Origin of the sequence: Streptomyces sp. YIM 121038, from assembly GCF_006088715.1 — a bacterium.
Classification (GTDB): Bacteria; Actinomycetota; Actinomycetes; order Streptomycetales; family Streptomycetaceae; genus Streptomyces.
In genome coordinates this window covers 2,532,664-2,554,465 of the sequence record NZ_CP030771.1, presented here as the reverse complement: position 1 = coordinate 2,554,465, position 21,802 = coordinate 2,532,664, and the positions used below count along the sequence as shown (strand labels likewise).

General features: G+C 74.8%; 18 protein-coding genes, 1 pseudogene and 1 riboswitch. Of the genes and pseudogenes, 7 read left to right on the top strand and 12 right to left on the bottom strand.

The features are described 5' to 3' along the window. Positions 1–274 precede the first annotated feature (274 nt). Positions 275–1,909: an Rv2231c family pyridoxal phosphate-dependent protein CobC gene (cobC, locus tag C9F11_RS10540; RefSeq protein ID WP_138959019.1), complete on the bottom strand. Its 1,635-nt coding sequence runs from the start codon at positions 1,907–1,909 to the stop codon at positions 275–277. 132 nt (positions 1,910–2,041) lie between these two features. Between cobC and C9F11_RS10535 the strand changes: the two genes are divergently transcribed. Further along, positions 2,042–2,770, top strand: a complete 729-nt coding sequence (locus tag C9F11_RS10535) for a ZIP family metal transporter (RefSeq protein ID WP_138959018.1) — start codon at positions 2,042–2,044, stop codon at positions 2,768–2,770. Positions 2,771–2,814: 44 nt separating this feature from the next. Here C9F11_RS10535 and C9F11_RS10530 read toward each other — a convergent pair whose 3' ends face one another. From C9F11_RS10530 to C9F11_RS10495, 8 genes are all read right to left on the bottom strand, one after another. Then, positions 2,815–4,167 carry a cobyrinate a,c-diamide synthase gene (locus C9F11_RS10530; protein WP_138959017.1) on the bottom strand — a complete coding sequence of 451 codons (1,353 nt, stop codon included), beginning with the start codon at positions 4,165–4,167 and terminating at the stop codon, positions 2,815–2,817. Beyond that, positions 4,161–4,769: a cob(I)yrinic acid a,c-diamide adenosyltransferase gene (cobO, locus tag C9F11_RS10525; protein ID WP_138959016.1), complete on the bottom strand. Its 609-nt coding sequence runs from the start codon at positions 4,767–4,769 to the stop codon at positions 4,161–4,163. Before cobO ends, C9F11_RS10530 begins: the two co-directional genes overlap by 7 nt. Then, a complete protein-coding gene (locus tag C9F11_RS10520) occupies positions 4,769–6,778 on the bottom strand; it encodes a putative cobaltochelatase (RefSeq protein ID WP_138959015.1) in 2,010 nt (669 codons plus the stop codon). The genes cobO and C9F11_RS10520 overlap by 1 nt, the downstream gene beginning before the upstream one ends. 180 nt (positions 6,779–6,958) lie before the next feature. Continuing rightward, the gene (locus tag C9F11_RS10515) at positions 6,959–8,518 is read right to left on the bottom strand and encodes a cobyric acid synthase (RefSeq protein WP_138966319.1); all 1,560 of its coding nucleotides are present in this window, start codon (positions 8,516–8,518) and stop codon (positions 6,959–6,961) included. After that, positions 8,515–9,474: a cobalamin biosynthesis protein gene (locus C9F11_RS10510; RefSeq protein WP_138959014.1), complete on the bottom strand. Its 960-nt coding sequence runs from the start codon at positions 9,472–9,474 to the stop codon at positions 8,515–8,517. Before C9F11_RS10510 ends, C9F11_RS10515 begins: the two co-directional genes overlap by 4 nt. Positions 9,475–9,630: 156 nt before the next feature. Then, positions 9,631–9,715, bottom strand: a riboswitch (cobalamin riboswitch). 159 nt (positions 9,716–9,874) lie between these two features. Continuing rightward, positions 9,875–10,102, bottom strand: a complete 228-nt coding sequence (locus C9F11_RS10505; RefSeq protein ID WP_138959013.1) for a hypothetical protein — start codon at positions 10,100–10,102, stop codon at positions 9,875–9,877. A gap of 12 nt (positions 10,103–10,114) precedes the next feature. Next, positions 10,115–11,380 carry an inorganic phosphate transporter gene (locus C9F11_RS10500; protein ID WP_138959012.1) on the bottom strand — a complete coding sequence of 422 codons (1,266 nt, stop codon included), beginning with the start codon at positions 11,378–11,380 and terminating at the stop codon, positions 10,115–10,117. Between the two features lie 214 nt (positions 11,381–11,594). Continuing rightward, positions 11,595–12,332: a lysozyme gene (locus C9F11_RS10495; RefSeq protein ID WP_138959011.1), complete on the bottom strand. Its 738-nt coding sequence runs from the start codon at positions 12,330–12,332 to the stop codon at positions 11,595–11,597. 196 nt (positions 12,333–12,528) lie between these two features. Between C9F11_RS10495 and C9F11_RS10490 the strand changes: the two genes are divergently transcribed. The 3 genes from C9F11_RS10490 (at position 12,529) to C9F11_RS10480 (ending at position 16,104) form a co-directional block, all read left to right on the top strand. Further along, positions 12,529–13,254, top strand: coding sequence for a class II aldolase/adducin family protein (locus C9F11_RS10490; protein WP_138959010.1), 726 nt, complete (start codon positions 12,529–12,531; stop codon positions 13,252–13,254). Positions 13,255–13,382: 128 nt separating this feature from the next. Next, positions 13,383–14,510: a hypothetical protein gene (locus C9F11_RS10485; protein WP_138959009.1), complete on the top strand. Its 1,128-nt coding sequence runs from the start codon at positions 13,383–13,385 to the stop codon at positions 14,508–14,510. 88 nt (positions 14,511–14,598) lie between these two features. Next, a complete protein-coding gene (locus C9F11_RS10480) occupies positions 14,599–16,104 on the top strand; it encodes a hypothetical protein (protein ID WP_171075695.1) in 1,506 nt (501 codons plus the stop codon). 37 nt (positions 16,105–16,141) lie between these two features. Here the strand turns inward: C9F11_RS10480 and C9F11_RS10475 are convergent. After that, positions 16,142–16,312 (bottom strand): annotated as a pseudogene (locus C9F11_RS10475) (VOC family protein); the annotation flags it as partial. A 57-nt stretch (positions 16,313–16,369) separates the two neighbouring features. Beyond that, positions 16,370–17,260, bottom strand: a complete 891-nt coding sequence (locus C9F11_RS10470; protein WP_138959007.1) for a neutral zinc metallopeptidase — start codon at positions 17,258–17,260, stop codon at positions 16,370–16,372. A 376-nt stretch (positions 17,261–17,636) separates the two neighbouring features. Here C9F11_RS10470 and C9F11_RS10465 point away from each other — a divergent pair, with 376 nt between their 5' ends. From C9F11_RS10465 to C9F11_RS10455, 3 genes are all read left to right on the top strand, one after another. Further along, entirely contained in the window at positions 17,637–19,235 is a 1,599-nt protein-coding gene (locus C9F11_RS10465; RefSeq protein ID WP_138959006.1) for an ABC-F family ATP-binding cassette domain-containing protein, read from the top strand. A gap of 414 nt (positions 19,236–19,649) precedes the next feature. Further along, positions 19,650–19,871 carry a helix-turn-helix domain-containing protein gene (locus tag C9F11_RS10460; protein ID WP_030684175.1) on the top strand — a complete coding sequence of 74 codons (222 nt, stop codon included), beginning with the start codon at positions 19,650–19,652 and terminating at the stop codon, positions 19,869–19,871. Between the two features lie 138 nt (positions 19,872–20,009). Continuing rightward, positions 20,010–20,822 carry an enoyl-CoA hydratase/isomerase family protein gene (locus C9F11_RS10455; RefSeq protein WP_138959005.1) on the top strand — a complete coding sequence of 271 codons (813 nt, stop codon included), beginning with the start codon at positions 20,010–20,012 and terminating at the stop codon, positions 20,820–20,822. Between the two features lie 56 nt (positions 20,823–20,878). Here C9F11_RS10455 and C9F11_RS10450 read toward each other — a convergent pair whose 3' ends face one another. After that, positions 20,879–21,748 carry a nucleopolyhedrovirus P10 family protein gene (locus tag C9F11_RS10450; RefSeq protein WP_138959004.1) on the bottom strand — a complete coding sequence of 290 codons (870 nt, stop codon included), beginning with the start codon at positions 21,746–21,748 and terminating at the stop codon, positions 20,879–20,881. Positions 21,749–21,802: the final 54 nt, after the last annotated feature.

The following is a 21,802-nucleotide window of genomic DNA, read 5'->3' as shown; positions in this document are numbered from 1 at the left end:
AGCCTCAACCGCGCCGCTCCGCGGCGTTTCTTTCCCGCCCGCCCGCCCGTTCCTGGGCACCTCATGGTTGAGCCTCAACCCCGCCGCTCCGCGGCGTTCCTGGGCGCCTCACGGCGGGGCCGTCCGTCGCCCCGCACCTCATGCCCGAGGCGAGGCGAGGCGGGTCGAGCCGTCCGCCGCGCGGCGCCTCATGTCCCACCCAGCCCATGAGCGCGGCCCGGCCCGGCGCTGCTCGGTGCCGAGTCACGGGTGGGTGGGTGGGAAAGCCCCCGCGTCAGCGGGGCCGGGCCTCCGGGAGGGCCCGGAGGAAGGCTTCCGTGGTGGGGCGGTCGCGCACCGCCACCCGCATCCAGTCGGGCCCGAGCCCAGGAAACGTATCGCCGCGCCGCACCATGAACCCCCCCTCCCGCAGCCGTTCCCGTACGACGGTCGCCGCCCCGGCAAGCCGGACCAGGACGAAGGGCCCCTCCGCAGGGCCCACCACCTCCACCCCGGGCAGCGCCCGGAGCCCGGCCACCAGGTGCTGCCGCTCGGCGGCGACCCGGTGTGCCACATGCCCCGCCTCGGCGAGCGCGCGCGGCGCCACACAGGCCTCGGCCGCCGCCAGGGCGGGCGACGACACCGGCCACAGCGGCTGCGCCCGCTCCAGGGCCCTGATCGTCTCCGGGGCGGCGATGACGTACCCGATGCGCAGCCCGGCGAGGCCCCACGTCTTGGTGAGGCTGCGCAGCACCACGAGCCCGGGCACGTCGACGCGCCCGGCGAGGGCCTCCCGCTCACCGGGCACCGCGTCCATGAACGCCTCGTCCACCACGAGCACCCGCCCGGGGCGGGCGAGGCGGGCGAGGCCCTCGGCGGGGTGCAGGACCGACGTCGGGTTGGTCGGGTTGCCCACGACGACCAGGTCCGCGTCGCCGGGGACCGCCGCCGGGTCGAGCCGGAAGCCGTCCGCGGCCCGCAGCAGCACCCGCTCCACCGTGTGCCCGGCGTCCCGCAGCGCGGCCTCCGGCTCCGTGAACTGCGGATGCACCACCACCGGCCGCCGCACCGGCAGCGCCCGCGCGAGCAGCACGAAGGCCTCGGCGGCGCCCGCCGTGAGCAGCACCCGCTCCGGCTCCACCCCGTGCCGCGCCGCCACGGCGGCCCGCGCCGCCCGGCCGTCGGGGTAGGCGGCGAGGCCGTCGAGGGAGGCGGCGATGTGCTGCTTCAGCCAGGAAGGAGGCGTGTCGGAGCGGACGTTGACGGCCAGGTCGACGAGGTCGTCCCGCCCGCGCACCTCCGCGTCGCCGTGGTGCCGCAGGTCGACGTCGCCGCCCGCGGCCCCGGCCGCCGTGGTGTCCGTGCTCAAGTCCATGGCCGTGATGACGGTGCCTTTCGTCGGAGTCGGAGTCGGAGTCGGAATGGAAGAGGGAGAGGGAGAGGGAGAGGGAGGGGGAGGGGGCGTGAAAGGGGGTGTCGGCGGTGGCGCGGGCCCCGGTTCCGGGCGCGCCCGCGCCACCGCGCACGTCGCCCTCGCCGACTTCCGCTTGGCGACCAGGAGTTCCCCGCCCCGGGCGAGGGCCGCGGCCTCCGCCACGGACGGCGTACCGGCGGCGGCGAGCGGCGCGCCGGACGGGTTCGGCACCGCGACGCGGGCCAGCTCGGGCGCCGGGTACGTCACCAGCGGCACCCCGAGCCGCGCCGCGGCCCCGACGACGCCGGGCTCGTCCCCTTTGGCGTCGACGGTCGCCAACTCCCGTACGGACAGCGGCGAGAGGCCCGCGTCGCGCAGACACTCCCGTACGAGGCCGAGAACCTCGTCGGCCGGGACGCCCCGGCCTGCGCCGACCCCCACGACGACGGCGGGCGGCCGCGGCGCGGGAGCCCGGTCACCGGGCGCGGGGGCGCGGTCCGCCGGGCGGTCGGCCATGGGGGCTCCTCTCGTGGTGAAGGCTCGTGGTGAAGGCTCGTGGTGAAGGCGGTCGCGGGTGGATGCGGCCGCTCGGGTGGCGCGGCGCGGGACCGGTTAGCGGTCGCCGGGCCGATCGGCTAGCAAGGGCGCATGGCGGTGTTCGTGGCGCTCGGCGCGTTCGTGATGACCCTGGTAGGCGGCTGGACGGCGGGGCGGGTCACCGACCGGCGCCATCTGGTGCTCGGCCTCGCGGGCGGCCTGATGCTCGGCGTGGTCGGGCTCGACCTGCTGCCGGAGGCACTGGAGGCGGCGGGCGGGCCGGTCTTCGGGGTGCCCGCGGCGCTGCTCCTCGCGGTCGCGGGCTTCCTGCTCGCGCACGTCGTGGAGCGCCTGCTCGCGCTGCGGCAGGCGGCGCACGGCGGCGAGGAGCACGACGGGCGGGTGCCCGAGGTGGGGCTGACGGCGGCGGCCGCGATGGTCGGGCACAGCGTCATGGACGGCGTCGCGATCGGCGCGGCCTTCCAGGTGGGCGGGGGCATGGGCGCGGCCGTGGCGCTCGCCGTCATCGCCCACGACTTCGCCGACGGCTTCAACACGTACACGATCACGAAGCTGTACGGGAACGCCCGCCGCCGGGCCGTGGCGATGCTCTTCGCGGACGCCGTCGCCCCCGTCGTGGGCGCGGCCTCCACGCTCCTGTTCACCATTCCGGAGCAACTGCTCGGCGGATATCTCGGCTTCTTCGGCGGCGCGCTCCTGTACCTCGCCGCCGCCGAGATCCTGCCGGAGGCGCACCACGACCACCCGGCGCGCTCCACGCTGCTGTGCACGGTGGCGGGCGCCGGGTTCATCTGGCTGGTGGTCGGCCTGGCGGAGTGAGCCGCCCGGCACCGGCACGGCCGCCCGCCCCGGCCCGCCCCGGCTCATCCCGCGGCGCACCTCTCCACGAACCGGCGGGCGATGCCCGGCTCGGCGGCCCAGTGCGTGTGCAGATAGCTGGCGTGGACTCCCCGCTGTACGAAGCCCTCGACCCGCCGCTCGGGGGCGTGCAGACCCCACGCGGGCGCCGGGCCCGCGCCCGGTTCGACCACGGTGCGGTGGAACTCGTGGCCGCGCGTCCGCGTCCCCGCCGGGGCGAGCACGCTGTCGGACACCGCCACCGCCTCCCGGTAGCCCAGCGTCAGGCGCTCCGCCATCCGCGCCCGGGCGTCGAGGACCCCGCACATCGGCTTTCCGTCCAGCTCCCGGGTGAGGTACAGCAGCCCCGCGCACTCGGCGGCGACCGGTGCCCCGCTCTCCGCCAGCCCGGCCACGGCCTTGCGCAGCGGCTCGTTGGCGGACAGCTCCGGCGCGTACACCTCGGGGAACCCGCCCCCGATGACGAGGCCCGCGGTCCCCTCGGGCAGCCGCTCGTCGCGAAGCGGGTCGAAGCCGACGACGTCGGCCCCGGCGGCCGTGAGCAGCTCGGCGTGCTCGGCGTACGAGAACGTGAACGCGGCCCCGCCCGCCACGGCGACCACGGGCCGCCCGGCGGGCCTGTCCGGGACGGCACCGGCCCCGGGGTCCCAGGCGTCCCCGGACCAGACCCCCGCGCTCCGCGCGAGCGCCAGGATCCCCTCCAGGTCACAGCCCTGCCGCACCTGCTCGGCGAGGGCCGCCACGGACGCCACGGCCTCGGCCTGCCGCTCGGCGACCGGCACGAGACCCAGGTGCCGGGACGGCGCCCGCACCTGGGGGGCCCGCCGCAGGGCGCCGAGCACCGGCACCCCGGAGGAGTCCAGCGCCTCGCGCAGCAGCTCCTCGTGGCGCGCGGAGCCCACCTTGTTGAGGATCACCCCGCCGAGGCGCACCTCGGGGTCCCAGGACGCGAAGCCGTGCACGAGCGCGGCCACCGACCGGGACTGCGAGGAGGCGTCCACGACGAGGACGACCGGCGCGCGAAGGAGCTTGGCGACGTGCGCGGTGGAGGCGAGCTCACCCTGCCCCGCCGCCCCGTCGAACATCCCCATCACGCCCTCGACGACCGCGAGGTCGCACCCCGCGGAGCCGTGCGCGAACAGCGGCCCCACCAGGTCCGGGCCGCACAGATAGGCGTCGAGGTTGCGCCCCGGCCGCCCGGTGGCGAGCGCGTGGTACCCGGGGTCGATGTAGTCGGGCCCGACCTTGTGCGGCGAGACGGCGAGCCCCGCCTCGGTGAAGGCGGCCATGAGCCCGGTCGCGACGGTCGTCTTCCCGCTTCCGGAGGACGGCGCCGCGATGACGACACGTGCTACCACTCGATGCCCCGCTGGCCCTTCTGACCGGCGTCCATCGGGTGCTTGACCTTGGACATGTCGGTGACGAGGTCGGCGTACCCGACCAGCTTCTCCGGGGCGTTGCGCCCCGTGATCACCACGTGCTGGGTGCCGGGCCGGTCGCGCAGGACCGCCACGACCTCGTCCACGTCCACCCACCCCCAGTGCAACAGGTACGCGAACTCGTCGAGGACGTAGAACTTGTACGTCTCGGCCGCCAGGTCCCGCTTGACCTGCTCCCAGCCCTCGCGCGCCTTCTCCTCGTGGCTCGGCTCGCCCGCGGCGGGCTCCCGCTGGATCCACGACCAGCCCTCGCCCATCTTGTGCCAGTCGACGCGCCCGCCCTCGCCGCTGGCCCCGAGGACCTTCAGCGCGTTCTCCTCGCCGACCTTCCACTTCGCCGACTTGACGAACTGGAACACCCCCACCGGCCAGCCCTGGTTCCAGGCGCGCAGCGCCATCCCGAACGCGGCCGTGGACTTCCCCTTGCCGACGCCCGTGTGCACCATCACCAACGGCCGGTTCCGGCGCTGACGCGTCGTCAGGCCGTCCTCCGGCACCACGTTCGGCTGCCCCTTCGGCATTACGCGACCTTCCTCTCGTTACCCGCCCGCACGTTCCGTACGAGACCGGCGATGCTGTCCGCCCGCAGTTCGTCCAACGTGACGGCCGTGCCGCCCAGTTCACCGGCGAGCTGCCCGGCGAGCCCCAGGCGCACCGGACCCGCCTCGCAGTCCACGACCACCGACGCGACCCCCTCGGCCGCGAAGAGCCGGGCGGCCCGCCCGGCGAGCGCCACGGGTTCGGGCCCTCCGGTGGCCCGCCCGTCCGTGACGACCACGACGAGGGGGCGCCGCGCCGGATCCCGCAGCCGCTCGATCCGCAGCACCTCGTGGGCCTTGAGCAGCCCGGTCGCGAGCGGCGTACGCCCGCCCGTGGGCAGGGACTCCAGACGCGCGGCGGCGGCGTCCACGGACGACGTGGGCGGCAGCGCCACATCGGCGGCCGAGCCCCGGAACGTCACCAGGCCCACCTTGTCCCGCCGCTGGTAGGCGTCGAGCAGCAGCGAGAGCACGGCGCCCTTCACGGCGCCCATCCGCTTGCGCGCCGCCATCGACCCGGAGGCGTCCACGACGAACAGCACGAGGTTGCCCTCGCGCCCCTCGCGGGTGGCCTGCCTGAGGTCGTCCCTGCGCACGACGAGGCCGCGCCCGGCCCGGCCGCGCGCCCGCTGGTGCGGCGCCGCGGCCTGCACGGTCGCCGCCAGGTGCAGCTTCGTCAGGGTCCCGCGGGGCCGCCGCGACCCGGTCGTCCTGCCGTGCTCGGTGCGCGCCCGCGAGCGCCGCCCGGCCGCGCCGTCCCCGAGGCCGGGCACGCTCAGGACCTTCGTGCGGAACGGCTCGGCCGCCCGCACCGGCTGCTGCTCCGCGGCGCCCGTGCCCTGCGGCTGCCCGCCGTCGGAGGCCTCGCCCGGAGCGGGCGCGCCGCCGTCGGCGGGCGCGTCGGGCCCCTGGTCCTGCGGCGGCACGCCACCGCCACCACCGCCGTCGGGGCCCGGGTCGTCGTCACCGCCGTCGTGGTCGTCGCCGAACTCGTCCAGGGTCTCGTCGAGCTTGTCCTCGTCGAGGCCGGGCGCGTCGAACGGGTTGCGCCGCCGCCGGTGCGGCAGCGCGAGCAGCGCGGCCTGCCGCACGTCCTCGGCGAGCACGTCCTCGCGCCCCGCCCAGGCGGCCAGCGCCGTCGCCGTGCGGGCCATCACGATGTCCGCGCGCATGCCGTCGACCTCGAACGCCGCGCAGGTCGCCGCGATCTGCCGCAGCACGCCGTCGCCGAGCCGCACCCTCGGAAGCAGCGCCCGCGCGGCCACGATGCGCGCCCGCACCGCCGCCTCGTCCTCGGCCCAGCGCCCCGCGAACCCCTCCGGGTCGTCGTCGTACGCCAGCCGCCGCTTCACTACCTCCACGCGCTGGTCGGGCTCGCGGGACGCGGCGACCTCCACGGTGAGCCCGAACCGGTCGAGCAACTGCGGCCGCAGCTCGCCCTCTTCGGGGTTCATGGTCCCGACGAGCAGGAACCGGGCGGCGTGCCGCACGGAGACGCCCTCGCGCTCCACGTACGAGGCGCCCATGGCGGCGGCGTCGAGCAAGAGGTCGATCAGATGGTCGTGCAGCAGATTGACCTCATCCACGTACAAGATGCCGCGGTTCGCCGAGGCCAGCAGCCCGGGTTCGAAGGCCTTGACGCCTTCCGCGAGGGCTCGCTCGATATCGAGGGACCCGACGAGCCGGTCCTCGGACGCACCGACGGGCAGCTCCACCATGCGCGCGGCCCGCGCGGCACCGGTCCCGGGCTCGTGCGGCCCGTCCGGGCACGCGGGGTCGGGCGCGACGGGATCGCAGGAGAAGCGGCAGTCGGCCACGATGCTGACCTCGGGCAGCAGAGCCGATAGGGCTCTGACGGCCGTGCTCTTCGCCGTGCCCTTCTCGCCACGGACAAGGACGCCGCCTACCTGGGGCGATACGGCGTTGAGTAGGAGGGCGAGCCTCAGATCGTCCTGGCCGACGACAGCGGTGAACGGGTAGGGGGTGCTCATACGCGGATCACTCCTTCGTGCGATTCATGCCGGTAGTCGTGCAGCGAAGGAGGCGTGGCGCACAGCATGAGCGAGTGTTCCCCACTGCTGCGGGGATGGTCCACTCCTGCACGATCACCTCGTCGAACTGCTGCTGTGCTCCCCGCGCATGCGGGGCTCGTTCGGTACGGGGCCGGATCGTCATGCGGGCGCCCCCGGTGGCACGAACGGCAAGTTCTCCGGCGCCCCGTTCTCGATCAGTTCCAACAACGCGTCCGTGTCCGCGCTCTCCTCGATCAGGTCGCCCAGCAGATCCAGCTGCTCCTCGCGCAGGGCACCGAAACTCGTGTCCGGCGCGGGCACGAAGCGGCGCCCGGCCGCGCGGGCCACCTCGGTGAGGAAGCGCCGCCGGAACGCGTCGCTCTCCAGGGACCCGTGCCAGTGCGTGCCCCACACCTCGCCGACGCGACACCCGTCCAAGAAGGGCTCGCCCCCGAGGACCTCGGCGACGCCGTGGTGGATCTCGTACCCCTCGACGGGCTCGCCGAGGGCCTGACCGACGGGCCGCGCCAGGGTCTTCTCGCGCGCGAACCGCACGCGCACGGGCAGCAGTCCGAGCCCGTCCACGGACCCCGCGCGGGACTCCACGTCGTCCTCGATGCGCTCGCCGAGCACCTGGAAGCCGCCGCAGATGCCGAGCACGGGCCGCCCCTCGGCGGCCCGGCGCGCGAGCGCGTCCGCGAGCCCGCGCTCGCGCAGCCACGCCAGGGCCTGCACGGTGCCGCGCGTTCCCGGGACGACGACGAGGTCGGCGTCGGCGAGCTCCTCGGCCCGGTCCACGAACCGCACCACGACGCCGGGTTCGGCGGCGAGCGCGTCCACGTCGGTGAAGTTCGACATCAGCGGCACGGCGCACACGGCGACGCGCAGCACGTCCTCGCCGAGCGGCGGCGCGACGGCGGACTCCCGGACGGCGCCGCGCAGCGACACCCGCAGCCCGTCCTCCTCGTCGATCCCGAGCCCGTGCCGGAACGGCAGCACGCCGAAGGTGTCCCGCCCGGTGAGCCCGCGCAGCATGTCGAGGCCCGGTTCGAGCAGCGACACGTCACCGCGGAACTTGTTGACGAGGAAGCCCGCCACCAGCTCCTGGTCGGCGGGGCCGAGCAGCGCGACGGTCCCGAAGAAGGAGGCGAAGACGCCCCCGCGGTCGATGTCGCCGACGACGACCACGGGGAAGCGGGCGGCCCGCGCGATCCCCATGTTCACGATGTCGGTGCGGCGCAGATTGATCTCGGCGGGACTGCCCGCCCCCTCACAGATCACGGCGTCATACGTGCCCCGCAACTCCTCCAGGCATCCCACGACGGTGTCGAGCAGCGCCTGCTGCCGCCCGCCCGTCTCCCGCCGCCACCCTTGTTCGGAGCGCTCCGCGCCGCCCCTGTATTCGTGGTAGCCGCGCGCGCTCATCTCGCCCACCGGCTTGCCCATGAGGACGACCTGGCTCGACTTCTCGCCGCCCGGCTTGAGCAGCACCGGGTTCATCAGGACCGAGGGCTCGACCCGGGCGGCCTGCGCCTGCATGGCCTGCGCCCGCCCGATCTCGGCGCCCTCGCGGGTCACGAAGGAGTTCAGCGACATGTTCTGCGCCTTGAACGGCGCGACGGAGACCCCCTTGCGGGAGAGCCACCGGCAGATCCCCGCGGTGACGACGCTCTTCCCCGCGTCGGAGGTCGTACCGGCGACGAGCAGCCCGCCGCTCACAGGGCCCACCCCTTCTTCCTTCCCCGTGCCCGCACCAGGTGCGTGCCGACGGACACGCCGAGCGCGAGCCAGCTCACCCGCCGTGACAGCCGCACGGCCCGCTCGATGTCGTCCACGACCACGCTCCGCCCCTCCTCGTTCAGCACGGGCCGCTCCTCGACGCGCCCCGCATACGACAGCGTTCCCCCGAGCCGCACCCCCAGGGCCCCCGCGAAGGAGGCCTCGACCACCCCGGCGTTGGGGCTCGGATGCAGGCGCGCGTCACTCCGCCAGGCGCGCAGGGCCCGCCGGGGCGCGCCCCCGGCGGCGACGGCGAGCAGCCCGGTGAGCCGGGCCCCCGGCCACCCCGCGACGTCGTCGAGCCGCGCGGAGGCCCAGCCGTACCGCAGGTACCTGGCCGAGCGGTGCCCGACCATCGCGTCCAGCGTGTTGACGGCCCGGAACCCGACGAGCCCCGGCACGCCCGCCACGGCGCCCCACACGAGGGCGCCCACGACGGCGTCGGAGGTGTTCTCGGCGACGGACTCCACGACGGCCCGCGCGATTCCGTCGGCGTCCAGGGCCTCGGGGTCACGGCCGCACAGATGGGGAAGGCGCTCCCGGGCGACGTCCACGTCCCCGGCGGCCAGCGCGCCGCCGATGGCCCGCGCCTCCCGGCCGAGCGAGGTGCCCCCGACGACGGCCCAGGTCGCGGCGGCCGTCAGACCGACGGACGCGGCGCGCGAGCGGCGCGCGGCGCGCGAGGCGAGGGCTCCCACGGCGACGGCGCCCCCGGCGCACACGACGGTGTGCAGTACGCCCGAGCCCCGGTGGTCGCGCCACAGGACGCGTTCGACGGCTCCGGCCGCCCGCCCGAACGCGGCGACCGGATGCCCTCGGCGGGGGTCGCCGAGCAGCAGGTCACCGAGGAGTCCGGCGGCGGCGCCGTACGCGAAGTCGCGATCGGCAGCACGCATCGGTTCAGCCCGCCGTCTCGCGCCGAGCGCCGAACGGAACGCCCAGGGGAACGCTCGACCCGAAGGGAGCCCTGGCAGGGAACGGCGGTCGGCCGCGCATGGCGATGTGTCCTCACTCAGGGTGTCCGCGCCCTGGTTCGACGTGACAGACGGCGAGAGTTCCTGGCTTCCGGGAGGGCGCGGTCGGCGCCCGGCCGGTGACAGTGGCGGGACCGCGCCGGATTCGCACCGGACTTCCTCTGCTGCCGCCGTAGTTGGCCCCGGCAGTCCACCATGCCGCTCAGCGCCCGTCAACTCGCGGTTGACCTGCGACGGAACAGACGGAACGGACGGAGCGAGGGGGCGGCGCCCGGTGAGCTCACCGGGCGCCGCCCCCTCGTCGTCGTCGCGCGGACCGCCGTCAGGCGACGATCAGATAGATCCCGTACGCCACCGCGGCCGCGCACAGCGCGAAGCAGGCGTACGCGCCCACGCGCGGGGCGAGCGCGGCGCCGCCGCCCCCGGCCGTGCGTGCCTGCTCCTGCTTGGAGAGGCCGACGATGCCGAGCGTGAACAGGCCCACGAGGGCGACGGTCACCACGAGGCTGACCCCGAAGACGGAGCCGAGAGCTGCCCAGTCGATCTTCATGCTGCTGCTTCCTTAGACCGTGGCGGGCCGGGCGGGGTCCGCCACGGGCGCGGTGTTCTCGGACGGCTCGACGGCCACGGCGGCCGCGGTGAGCGGGCCGGCCGGGGGCGGCGTGACCGCGGCGATCGCGGTGGTCACGACACCCGCGGGCTCGGTGTCCCGGGCGGAGCCGCCGATCTCGTCGGCCGTGACGTTGGTGTGGTCGACCGGCTCGCGGCGCGAGAGGGACCAGATGACGGCGGAGCCGCCGATGAGCAGCGCGGCCGTGGCCGCGACGCCCCAGTCGCCCTGCTTGGTGAGCAGCTCGGCGCCCGCGCCGACCAGGCCCGCGGCGGGCAGCGTCAGGCCCCACGCCACGAACATCCGGGTGGCGGTGGACCAGCGGACCACGCCGCCCTTGCGGCCGAGGCCCGCGCCCATCACGGCGCCGGAGCACACCTGGGTGGTGGAGAGGGAGAAGCCGATGTGCGAGGAGGCGAGGATCGCGGTCGCGGCGGAGGTCTGCGCGGCGAAGCCCTGCGGCGGGGCCAGCTCGGTGAGGCCCTTGCCCATGGTGCGGATGATCCGCCAGCCGCCGAGGTAGGTGCCGAGCGCGATGGCGATGCCCGCGGAGACGATGACCCACATCGGGGGGTTCGCGCCGGGGTTCAGGACGCCGCCGGTGATCAGGGCGAGGGTGATGATGCCCATGGTCTTCTGCGCGTCGTTCGTGCCGTGGGCGAGCGAGACGAGGCCCGCCGAGGCGATCTGCCCGGCGCGGTAGCCCTTCGACGTCGCCTTCTCGTCCGTCCTGCTGCTGATCCGGTACGTGAGCCGGGTGGCGAGCGAGGCGGCGATGCCGGCCACGAGCGGGGCGGCGATCGCGGGGAGCAGCACCTTGGTGACGACCGTGCCGCCGTTCACCGACGACCAGCCCATGGACATCACGGCGGCGCCGATCAGACCGCCGAACAGGGCGTGCGAGGAGCTGGACGGCAGCCCCAGGAGCCAGGTCAGCAGGTTCCAGAGGATCGCGCCCACGAGGGCGGCGAATATGACCTCTGTCTTGAGGCCGTCCTCATTGATGATGCCGCCGGAGATGGTCTTGGCGACTTCGACGGAGAGGAACGCTCCGACGAGATTCAGCACGGCGGACATGGCCACCGCCGTCTTGGGCTTGAGAGCGCCTGTCGAGATGGTCGTGGCCATCGCGTTGGCTGTGTCGTGGAAACCGTTCGTGAAATCGAACACGAGAGCGGTGACGATCACGATCCCGAGGAGAAGCGTGATGTTTTCCATTTACCCAGGCTTCTGTTGGACGTCAGTGGCTCGTGGACCGTAGGCAACCTGAGTGAACGGAAAGTGAACTGGACAGGGCCTGGTGGTGACCCTCCCGGGGAAGCTGCCGCGCCACGTCCTTCCGGCATACACCGGCAGGCGCGCCGGAGGAGCGGCGAGGGCCCGGCGCGGGCCCGGAATTAGGCCGTCCGAGGGGCTTCCGGAGGGGGCGTGCTCAGCCCCGCGCGAACCGCTTGAGCTGTGCCGTCGACCCGCCGAAGAGATTCTGGTCACCCGGCAGCGGGCCGCGGTCGGCGTACTGCCAGAAGGTCCAGGACGACCAGCCGCTCGGCAGCGGCTCGGGCGCGGCCGACCAGCGGGCGAGCCACAGCGGGTGCCCGCCGAAGGCGCGGCTCGCGCCGGTGCAGTCGTTCCACCACTTCGTGGTCGTGTAGATCACGGGCGTGCGGCCGGAGCGGCGCCTGACCTCGTCGCTGAAGGCCTTGATCCAGGCGACCATGCGGGCCTTGCTCAGGCCGTAGCACTTCCGGTCCCCGTAGGGATTGTGCTCGATGTCGAGGGCGGGCGGCAGCGTCCAGCCGTCGGCCGTCCACTGCCCGCCGTTGCGCAGGAAGTACGCCGCCTGCGTCGCGCCGGACGACCGGTTCGGCAGGGCGAAGTGGTACGCGCCGCGCAGGAGCCCGGCCGCGCGGGAGCCGTCGTACTGCTGACGGAAGTAGGGATTGCGGTAGGTGTGGGACTCGGTGGCCTTCACATAGACGAAGCGCGCGCCCTTGGCCTTCGCCCCCGGCCAGTCGACGTTCTTCTGGTGCGAGGACACGTCGTGTCCCCGCGGCTCGCCCGCCGCCGACGCCGGCACTTCGGTGAGCACTGTCCCGCCGATCGCCAGGGCCGCGACGGATGCGGCGAGAGCGTGTGCGCGACGGCGGGACGGTGTGTGAGCACGGGCCATTCTTCCCCCAGATGGCGACGTGTGTGACAAATCACCCAGAGGCTACTGGAAGATTCACCTAAGAACGTTCAATCGTCAGCCAAGCGTGTCGAGCGGGGTGAACCGGTTCAAAGAGGCGCATGGGCCGGGGTGTTCGCGGACGAGCGACCGCTGCGGGACCGGTCCCTTCCCGGCCGCCGCCTGGCAGGATCGCGGCATGACTGAGCAGCGACAGGAGCAGCGACAGGAGCAGGGGCGGGGCACGGCGGGCGGCGCGGCGCGGGAGGAGGTCGCCCGTGCCTGGGACGAGCTGGTGGCGACCGCGCGCAGGACGGTGTCCGAAGGCCTCGTCGTGGGCACCTCGGGCAACGTCTCCGTACGCGTCGGGGACACCGTCCTCGTCACGCCGAGCGGTGTCGCCTACGACGCCCTCGGCCCGGCCGACGCGGTCGGCGTCGACCTGGACGGCAAGCGGCTCTTCGGCACGCTGAGCCCCACCAGCGAGCTGCCCATGCACCTGGAGATCTACCGCGCCACCGGTGCGGGCGCCGTCGTCCACACCCACGCCGTCCACGCCACCGCCGTCTCCACGCTCGTCCCCGAGCTCCCGGCCGTCCACTACATGACCGGCGCCCTCGGCGGCCCGGTCCGCGTCGCCCCCTACGCCCTCTACGGCACCGACGAGCTGGCCGCGCACATGCTCCACGCCCTGCGCGACCGCACGGCCTGCCTCCTGCAGAACCACGGCACGGTCGCCTACGGAGACACCCTCACCCAGGCCTACGACCGCACGGCCCAGCTGGAGTGGATGTGCCACGTGTGGCTGACGGCCCGTTCGGTGCCGGGCCTCACGCCGTCCCTCCTGTCCCCTGACCAGGTGAGCGAGGCGGGCCGGAAACTGAGCACCTACGGACAGCGCGAGGGGGGCCCGTCCGGCGCTTGACGACGAGGCGCGCAGCGCCGACGCACCGGCACCCCGGTGCCGGGGGAGGAACCGGGGCGAGCCCGGGGGCGCACCCGTGAGGGCCACGCCCACTGGCCGCACCGCCCACCCCCGCAGACACTGGACCCGTGCGCCCAGCCAAAGCAACGGCCGCAGCCGTAACCGCCGCCACCACGGCCGCCCTGACGGCGATCGCGGCGGGCCGCTACGCCAGCGACGCCGCCCTCAAGACCCCGGCGGACCGCCCCCTGCCCACGGAGCGGCGCCTGACCGTGCACGCCACCGCGGCGGGCCAGGTCGCCCTGACCCGCTCCCTGGCGTCCCTGCGCCCCGGCGTCTACGGCCTGACGGGCCCCGACTGCCACGCCGTCGTCGGCCCGGTCGTCGAGACGGCCCCCCATCCGGCCGACACCGTCGTACGCCGCCTGGAACGGGTCACCCACGGCACCCTGGAGCCCGGCGCCAAGGTCTGGCTCACCCCGCAGGTCCACCTCGGCGACCCCCGCTCCGCCCTCGGCATCGACCACGCCGACGTGGAGATCCCCGGAGAACTCGGCGCGCTGCCCGCGTGGTTCGTGCCCGGCACCCGCGACACCTGGGTCATCGCCGTGCACGGCCTCGGCACCACCCGCGCGCACCCCATGGTCGTCCTGGACTTCCTGCGCGCGCAGCGCCTTCCGGTCCTCGGCCTGGGCTACCGCGGCGACCCGGGCGCCCCGCGCGCCACGGACGGCCTCGGCCACCTCGGCGAGACCGAGTGGCGCGACCTCGACGCCGCCATCCGCTACGCCGTGCGCTACGGCGCCCGGAGCGTCGTCCTGCACGGCTGGTCCACCGGCGCCGCCATGGCCCTGCACGCCGCCGCGCACTCCGCGCTGCGCGATCGCGTGGCGGGGCTCGTCCTGGACTCGCCGGTGCTCGACTGGGAGGTCACGCTGCGGGCCCTCGCCACCGCGCGCGGCATCCCCGCCCCGCTCCTGCCGCTCGCCGTGCGCGCCGCGCAGGGCCGCACCGGACTGCGCGGCGACCGCGTCGTGAAGAGCGCGGACCCCGGCGCGCTGCGGGTGCCCACGCTTCTCGCGCACGGCCCCGGCGACACCGTCGCCCCCTGGGACCTGTCCCGGAGCCTGGCCGCGGCGCGCCCCGACCTCGTGACCCTGCACACGGTTCCGGATGCGCCCCACGGAGCCATGTGGAACGCCGACCCCGCCCGCTACGAAGAGGCGCTGCGCCGCTTCCTCACCCCCCTCATGTGAATCTCCCGTACCGCGCGGCCACTGTCCTCGCGGCGCTCATCCGGGATTCCGTTTGGGTTTTCGGACCGTCAACAGGAAGACTGCTCCTGTGACGTCCCGTATTCCGCGCGACTCCCGGCTCCACCTCGTCCGCCCCCCGTCGCCCCGGGCCGAAAGGCGAGCGGAGGCGGAGCGTGGTCAAGGCCGCGGTCCCCTCGGCGGCCCCGGCGCGGTGACCCAGCGCCGAGCGCGTCGCCCGGCGCCCGTGCCCCCCGAGGGCACCCCCGCGCCCGCCGAACTGGCCCGCATGGCCCGCGCGGGCCTCGCGGGCGCCGTCCGCGCCGCCCGCTGGGCCGAGAACGCCCTGCGCCCCGCGCCCGGCACGGCCCGCCTCAGCGCCGCCGACCGCCCCGCCGCGGCCACGGCCACGCCCTGCGCCGCCGGCGCCCTGTCCGACGCCGCGGCCGAACGGGCCGCGGCCGCCCTGGACGTGACGGTCCACCAGCTGCGCGCGGACTGGGACGCCGCCCGCCTCGCCGGCCTCGTCGAGGTGCACGGCACCGCCGCCCGCCCCGGCTGGCGGCTGCGCGCCTGGGACCGGGACGACGCGGCCGTGCTGCGCGGCTGGGTCGCCCTCTTCGACGCCTGGTCGCTCGTCCACCCGGCACCGGCCGAACTGCCGCCCGCCACCGTCGCGGAGACCGTCGAGGCCGTTCCCCAGCTGCTCTCCTTCCTCCAGCTCTCCGCGGGCCCCGTGCCCGTGCCGCAGCTCCTCGACCTCCTCGACCAGCGCGTCCGCGAGCTGCGCACGGAGCGCTGCGAGATCCCCTACGGCCCCCAGGAGGAGCCCCGGCGCACCGGGGGCGACCCGGGCACCGCCCATGGCGACGACGTCCCGCTGGCCGAGCTGCTCGACTGGGCCCTGCGCGCCCTGGCCGCCGTCGACGCGCTGACCTGCGCGGACGGCCAGGCCACGCTCACCCCGCTGGGCAGCTGGGCGGTGTGGGTCAAGCTGGAGCAGATCTGCGTGGCCGCGCAGAGCCCGGCGGGCAACATCGAGCAGTCCGCCGAGGACATGCTCCGCGGCTGCGCCCGGCTGCGGCCGAACGCGGCCCGCGCCGAGTACCGCGCCTGGCTCGCCGCCCGGGACGCGGGCAGCGCCGTCACCGAGCTCCTCGACGCCGCCCGGGGCGAGGACGCCCTGCTCCGGGGGCTCGCCTTCGAGGCGCTGCGCGTGGTCGGCGCCCCGGCCGAGCCCGACGTGCGCGCCGTCGTCGACGTGGCCTCGCTGCGGCCCTACGCCCTGCTGTGGCTCGCCGAGCACGAGGGCACTGACCCCGAGGACGTCCACCTGGTGCTCACCCGCGAGGAGTCCACCTGGCTGTGGGTCGACACGGCGGCCGCCGTCGCCGACCACGGCGAGGCCGAGCTCCTCGTGCGCCACCTGGAGTCCGCGCCGCAGCCCACCGTGCCCGCGCTGCTCGACGAGGTGCGCACCGTCGGCCACCCGCGCACCGTGCAGGTCCTCGTCGCGCTCGCCGCGGCCCACCCGGACCCGGCCCTCGCGAAGGCCGTGCGCCGCGCCGCGTTCCAGGTGCACACCGGGGGAGTGTGACACCGGTCCGGCCCCGACCGGTCCCGTGCGGGGCCGGTCAGCCGCCTATCTCGGGGGCGTACGTACCGAAGCTCCAGACGTTGCCCTCGGCGTCGCGGGCCAGGTAGTCCCGCGAGCCGTAGTCCTGGTCCGTCGGGGGCGTCAGGATGTCCGCGCCGTGCTCCAGGGCGTGCTGGTGATGGGCGTCCACGTCGTCCACGACGACGTAGAACGCGTGACGTGTCCCCCAGCATGGCACCCGGGTCCGACAACGCCCCCGGGCCGCTCAGCGGAAGGTGTTGCACTGCGCCATGTCACCCGTGCGATAGCCCTGGTAGAACCACTGCTGGCGCTGTTTCGCCGAGCCGTGCGTCCAGGACTCGGGGGTGACCCGGCCCTGGTAGCGCTCCTGGATCCGGTCGTCGCCGACGGCGGCCGCCGCGTCCAGGCCGTCCCGGATGTCGTCGTCCGTGAGCCGGGTGATCAGCGGCCTGCCCGTCGACTCGTCGGGCGTCCGCGTGGCGTTGTGCGCCCACACCCCGGCGTAGCAGTCGGCCTGCAGCTCGACCCGCACGGCGTTGCTGTCCGCGCCGGTCCGCCCGTCCTGGGAGCGGCCGAGGGTGCCCATCAGGTTCTGCACGTGGTGCCCGTACTCGTGCGCCACGACGTACGCCTGCGCGAACGGGCCGCCGCTGGAGCCGAACTTGGTCCGCAGCTCGTCGAAGAACCCCAGGTCCAGATAGACCTGCCGGTCGCCGGGGCAGTAGAACGGGCCGACCGCCGAGGACGCGGCGCCGCACGCGGTGCCCACGCGCCCGGTGAAGAACACGGTCCGCGCGGGCGCGTACTGCCCCTGGCGGCGCGGGAACTCCTGGCGCCAGTAGTCCTGGACGCTGTTGACCACGGCGACGATCCGGCAGTCCTCGCGGGCGTTGGCGTCCTTGCCGGTGCGGCAGCTCTGCTGGACCTGTGCGAGCGACGAGGACGAGACGGCGGGCTCGTCACCGGAGTCGCTCAGGCCGAGCTGCTCGGGACCGACGCCGAAGAACAGGCCGAGGAACAGCGCGACGAGCCCGGCGATGCCGCCGCCGACGGTCGCCCGGCCGCCCGGGATGCGGCTGCCGCGGACGTCCTTCACCTCGGAGGTGTCGAGGTTCGCGTCGTCGTCGAACTGCATGGGCGCACCAGCCTCTGCCTCGCGTCCGGGACGGCGTGACGCCGCCCCGCGCCGGATCCGGCCACTTCATCCTGGTACGCCGCCCGCGTCCCGGCGCCGGACGGAGGGCCGAACGGGCGACGGGGCCCGTACCGGCAGGGCCGCCGCGGCCGCGCGGCGCCGTCGGAGGAGGCCCCGGCCGGGCCGTGCCCGCCGCACCCCGCCGGACACCGGGCCGCGCGGGCGCGGCGGAAAACCGGTTGCACGCCCCCGGTAGAATTGCCTCATGGCCATTCTCCTCCTGCATTAGACGGCTCAGCGGCGCGCCCCGCGCGCGCATGTCGCCTTGCACCTTTTCGCCCGCTTCCGCCGTCCTTACCCGCCCAGGAGTCTGACCGTGATCACCGCCTCCGGTATCGAATTGCGTGCCGGTGCCCGCATCCTCATCGAGAACGCGACGTTCCGTATCGCCAAGGGCGACCGCGTCGGTCTCGTCGGCCGCAACGGCGCGGGCAAGACCACGCTCACCAAGTGCCTCGCCGGTGAGGGCTCCCCGGCCGGGGGCACCATCACCCGCTCCGGCGAGGTGGGCTACCTCCCGCAGGACCCCCGCACCGGCGACCTCGACGTGCTCGCCCGCGACCGCGTCCTGTCCGCCCGCGGCCTCGACCTCCTGCTGCGCAAGATGCGGGAGAACGAGGAGCGCATCGCCAACGGCAAGGGCTCCACGCGCGAGAAGGCCATGAAGCAGTACGAGCGCCAGGAGACGGAGTTCCTCACCAAGGGCGGATACGCAGCCGAGGCCGAGGCCGCCACCATCGCCGCCGCGCTCAACCTCCCCGACCGCGTGCTCGGCCAGCCCCTGCACACGCTCTCCGGCGGTCAGCGCCGCCGCATCGAGCTGGCCCGGATCCTGTTCTCGGACGCGGACACCCTGCTCCTCGACGAGCCGACGAACCACCTGGACGCCGACTCGATCGTCTGGCTCCGCGACTACCTGAAGACGTACCGCGGCGGCTTCATCGTCATCTCCCACGACGTCGACCTCGTCGAGACGGTCGTCAACAAGGTCTTCTACCTGGACGCCAACCGCTCCACGATCGACGTCTACAACATGGGCTGGAAGCTCTACCAGCAGCAGCGCGAGTCCGACGAGAAGCGCCGCAAGCGCGAGCGGCAGAACGCCGAGAAGAAGGCCGCGGCCCTGCACTCGCAGGCCGACAAGATGCGCGCCAAGGCCACCAAGACCGTCGCCGCGCAGAACATGGCGCGCCGCGCCGACAAGCTCCTCGCCGGTCTGGAGGAGGTGCGCCAGTCCGACAAGGTCGCCAAGCTGCGCTTCCCCGAGCCCTCGCCGTGCGGCAAGACCCCGCTCACCGCCGAGGGCCTGTCGAAGTCGTACGGCTCCCTGGAGATCTTCACGGACGTCGACCTCGCCATCGACAAGGGCTCCAGGGTCGTCATCCTCGGGCTCAACGGCGCGGGCAAGACCACCCTCCTGCGCCTCCTCGGCGGCGTCGAGAAGCCCGACACCGGCGAGGTCAGGGAGGGCCACGGCCTCAAGCTCGGGTACTACGCCCAGGAGCACGAGACCCTGGACCCCGACCGCACGGTCCTGGAGAACATGCGCTCGGCCGCCCCCGACCTCGACCTCGTCGAGGTGCGCAAGACGCTCGGCTCGTTCCTCTTCTCCGGAGACGACGTCGACAAGCCCGCGGGCGTCCTGTCCGGCGGCGAGAAGACCCGCCTCGCGCTCGCGACCCTGGTCGTCTCGTCCGCGAACGTGCTCCTGCTCGACGAGCCCACCAACAACCTCGACCCGGCCAGCCGCGAGGAGATCCTCGGCGCGCTGCGCACCTACAAGGGCGCCGTCGTCCTGGTCACGCACGACGAGGGCGCCGTCGAGGCGCTCCAGCCGGAGCGGATCATCCTGCTCCCGGACGGCGTCGAGGACCTGTGGGGCGCGGACTACGCGGACCTGGTCGCCCTCGCCTGACCCACGTCGGGGCCCTGGCCGGCACACCCGGCGAGGGCCCTCTTGACGTGCACCGCCCCAGGTGGCCCCGGGGGCGTGATCGAATCACTGATCCACTCCGTATGGATCATTCGGCCGATCCGTGATCCTTCATCTGTGTGAGACGTCCTCATACCGAGATGTGCGATACACGCATTTCGGCACCGCGCGCGGCCCGTGCGCCCCTGTTCTCCCGGCACGCCCCTGACCTGCCCCTTCCTCGCGGAACCCATTCGGAGGTATGGAGAGAAGCGTGCGGAATCGTTAATTCCGCTCGTGTCGGCCCGCTTCCGTACTGCGAATCAAGTCACACGGACCTTGCCGAATGGGTGGCCAGGACGCCCGGTAGGGGTGATCATGAGAAGTCCAGAGCGCACTTCCCATGAGGAGGCACGGGTGGCCGAGACTCTGAAGAAGGGCAGCCGGGTGACCGGCGCCGCGCGCGACAAGCTCGCGGCAGACCTGAAGAAAAAGTACGACGCCGGTGCGAGTATCCGGGCGTTGGCCGAAGAGACCGGCCGTTCGTACGGATTTGTGCACCGGATGCTCACTGAGTCGGGTGTCGTGTTGCGCGGCCGTGGCGGTGCGACGCGAGGCAAGAAGGCCGCCTCCGTCTGACACCCGCCGCTGTCCGCGGCTCTCGTGGCCCGAGGGTGACCACCCGGTCGGCCGTCCGTTCGGCCGGGTGGTTACTGTGCAGTCACTTAGGGGTGCCCCCAGCGCCCCGACTGACGACTGCACCCATCGGAGGCACTGATGGCTTCGCCCGACAGCCGACAGAGCGCGGCGGCACCGGTTCTCGACAAGGACGGCGTACGCCTCACGGTCGAGGACGCCGTGGCCACGGTGACCCTCACCCATCCGGCCAAGCGCAACGCCCAGTCGCCCGCGCTGTGGCGGGCGTTGGCCGAGGCCGGACGGGCGCTGCCCGGCAGCGTCCGCGTCGTGGTCCTGCGCGGCGAGGGCAAGTCCTTCTCCGCCGGGCTCGACCGGCAGGCGTTCACGCCCGAGGGCTTCGACGGCGAGCCGTCGTTCCTCGATCTGGCACGCGGCGCGGACGACGTCCTCGACGCGACCATCGCCGAGTACCAGGAAGCGTTCACCTGGTGGCGGCGCAGCGACATCGTGTCCGTCGCCGCCGTACAGGGGCACGCCATCGGCGCGGGCTTTCAGCTCGCGCTGGCCTGCGACCTGCGGGTCGTCGCCGACGACGTGCAGTTCGCCATGCGCGAGACCAGCCTGGGCCTGGTGCCCGACCTCACCGGCACGCACCCCCTCGTCTCCCTCGTCGGCTATGCGCGCGCCCTGGAGATCTGCGCCACGGGCCGCTTCGTGCACGCGGACGAGGCCGAGCGCGTCGGCCTCGCCAACATCGTCGTCCCCGGCGAGCAGCTCGACGCCACCGCGCGGGACCTGGCCGCCGCGCTGCTCGCCGCGCCGCGGGACGCGGTCATCGAGACCAAGGCCCTGCTCCAGGGCGTAGCGGGCCGCTCGTACGAGGAGCAGCGCACCGCCGAGCGCGCCGCCCAGGCCCGCAGGCTGCGGGACCTCGCCGGGCTCGGCGACTGAGCGCCCACCCCTGCGCGCAGGGAGCACCTGCCCCTGCCCGTAAGGGAATCGGTGCGCTAGTCCGGCTGCGCGCCGCCCCGGCCCGGCTCGTCGACCGCCGTCACCAGGACCGCCACCGACGGCCGGTCCGGCAGCGCGCCGCCCACCGCCGTCCGCACCGCGCGGGCCACGTCCAGGGCCCGCCGGTCCGCCGCCACGGCCAGCTCCACCTGGACGTGGCGGCGCGGCAGGGAGTCCGGCGACGCGAGCTCCCGCACGTGGACCGCGCGCCCCAGGCCGCCGAAGACGCCGGTCAGCCGGGAAACCCCCGGCACGGCGAGCACGGCCCGGGCGATCCGGCCCTCGGGGGAGTCCTCGGCGGCGGGGTCCGCGGGGTCACCGGGGTCCGCGGGGCCACCGGCAGCAGCTGGGTCACCGGGGTCGGCGGAGTCCGCGGTGGCGGGGGCGGTGCCGGGCACGGGCGCCGCCGTTCCGTCCCGGTCCGGCCGCTCGCCCGGCCCCGGCGGCTCGTCGCAGAGTTCCGTGACCCGCAGGTCCACCCGTGCGACCACCAGGCCGAGCCGGTCCGCCGCGGCCGTCGCGAGGGCCGCGCGCAGCCGGGACGCCAGGGCGGGCAGCGGCTCGGCCGTGCCCGCCGCGACCTCCCCGCTGACGCACAGGGGCCCGGGCGGCAGCGCGCTCGGCGGCGCCGGAACCGCGGAGACGTCCGCGTCCGGCGGACCCCCGGTGTCCGCCGCCTCCGGACCGGCCGGGGCGACCCGGACGGCCGTGAGCCGCGCTCCCGTCACCCGCTCGGCCGCCCGGCGCAGGGCCGCCGTGGCCGCCGCCTCCGTCAACCACGCGCCGTCCCCCGCACCGCCCAGGGGCAGCACCCGGCCGAGGCCCAGCTGGCGCCGTACCGCCGCCGCCCATCCGTCACCCGTCATCGCTCCAGCCTGCCGCATCCCTGGCGCGCGGGCGCGGGGCCGCGCTTAGTGTGG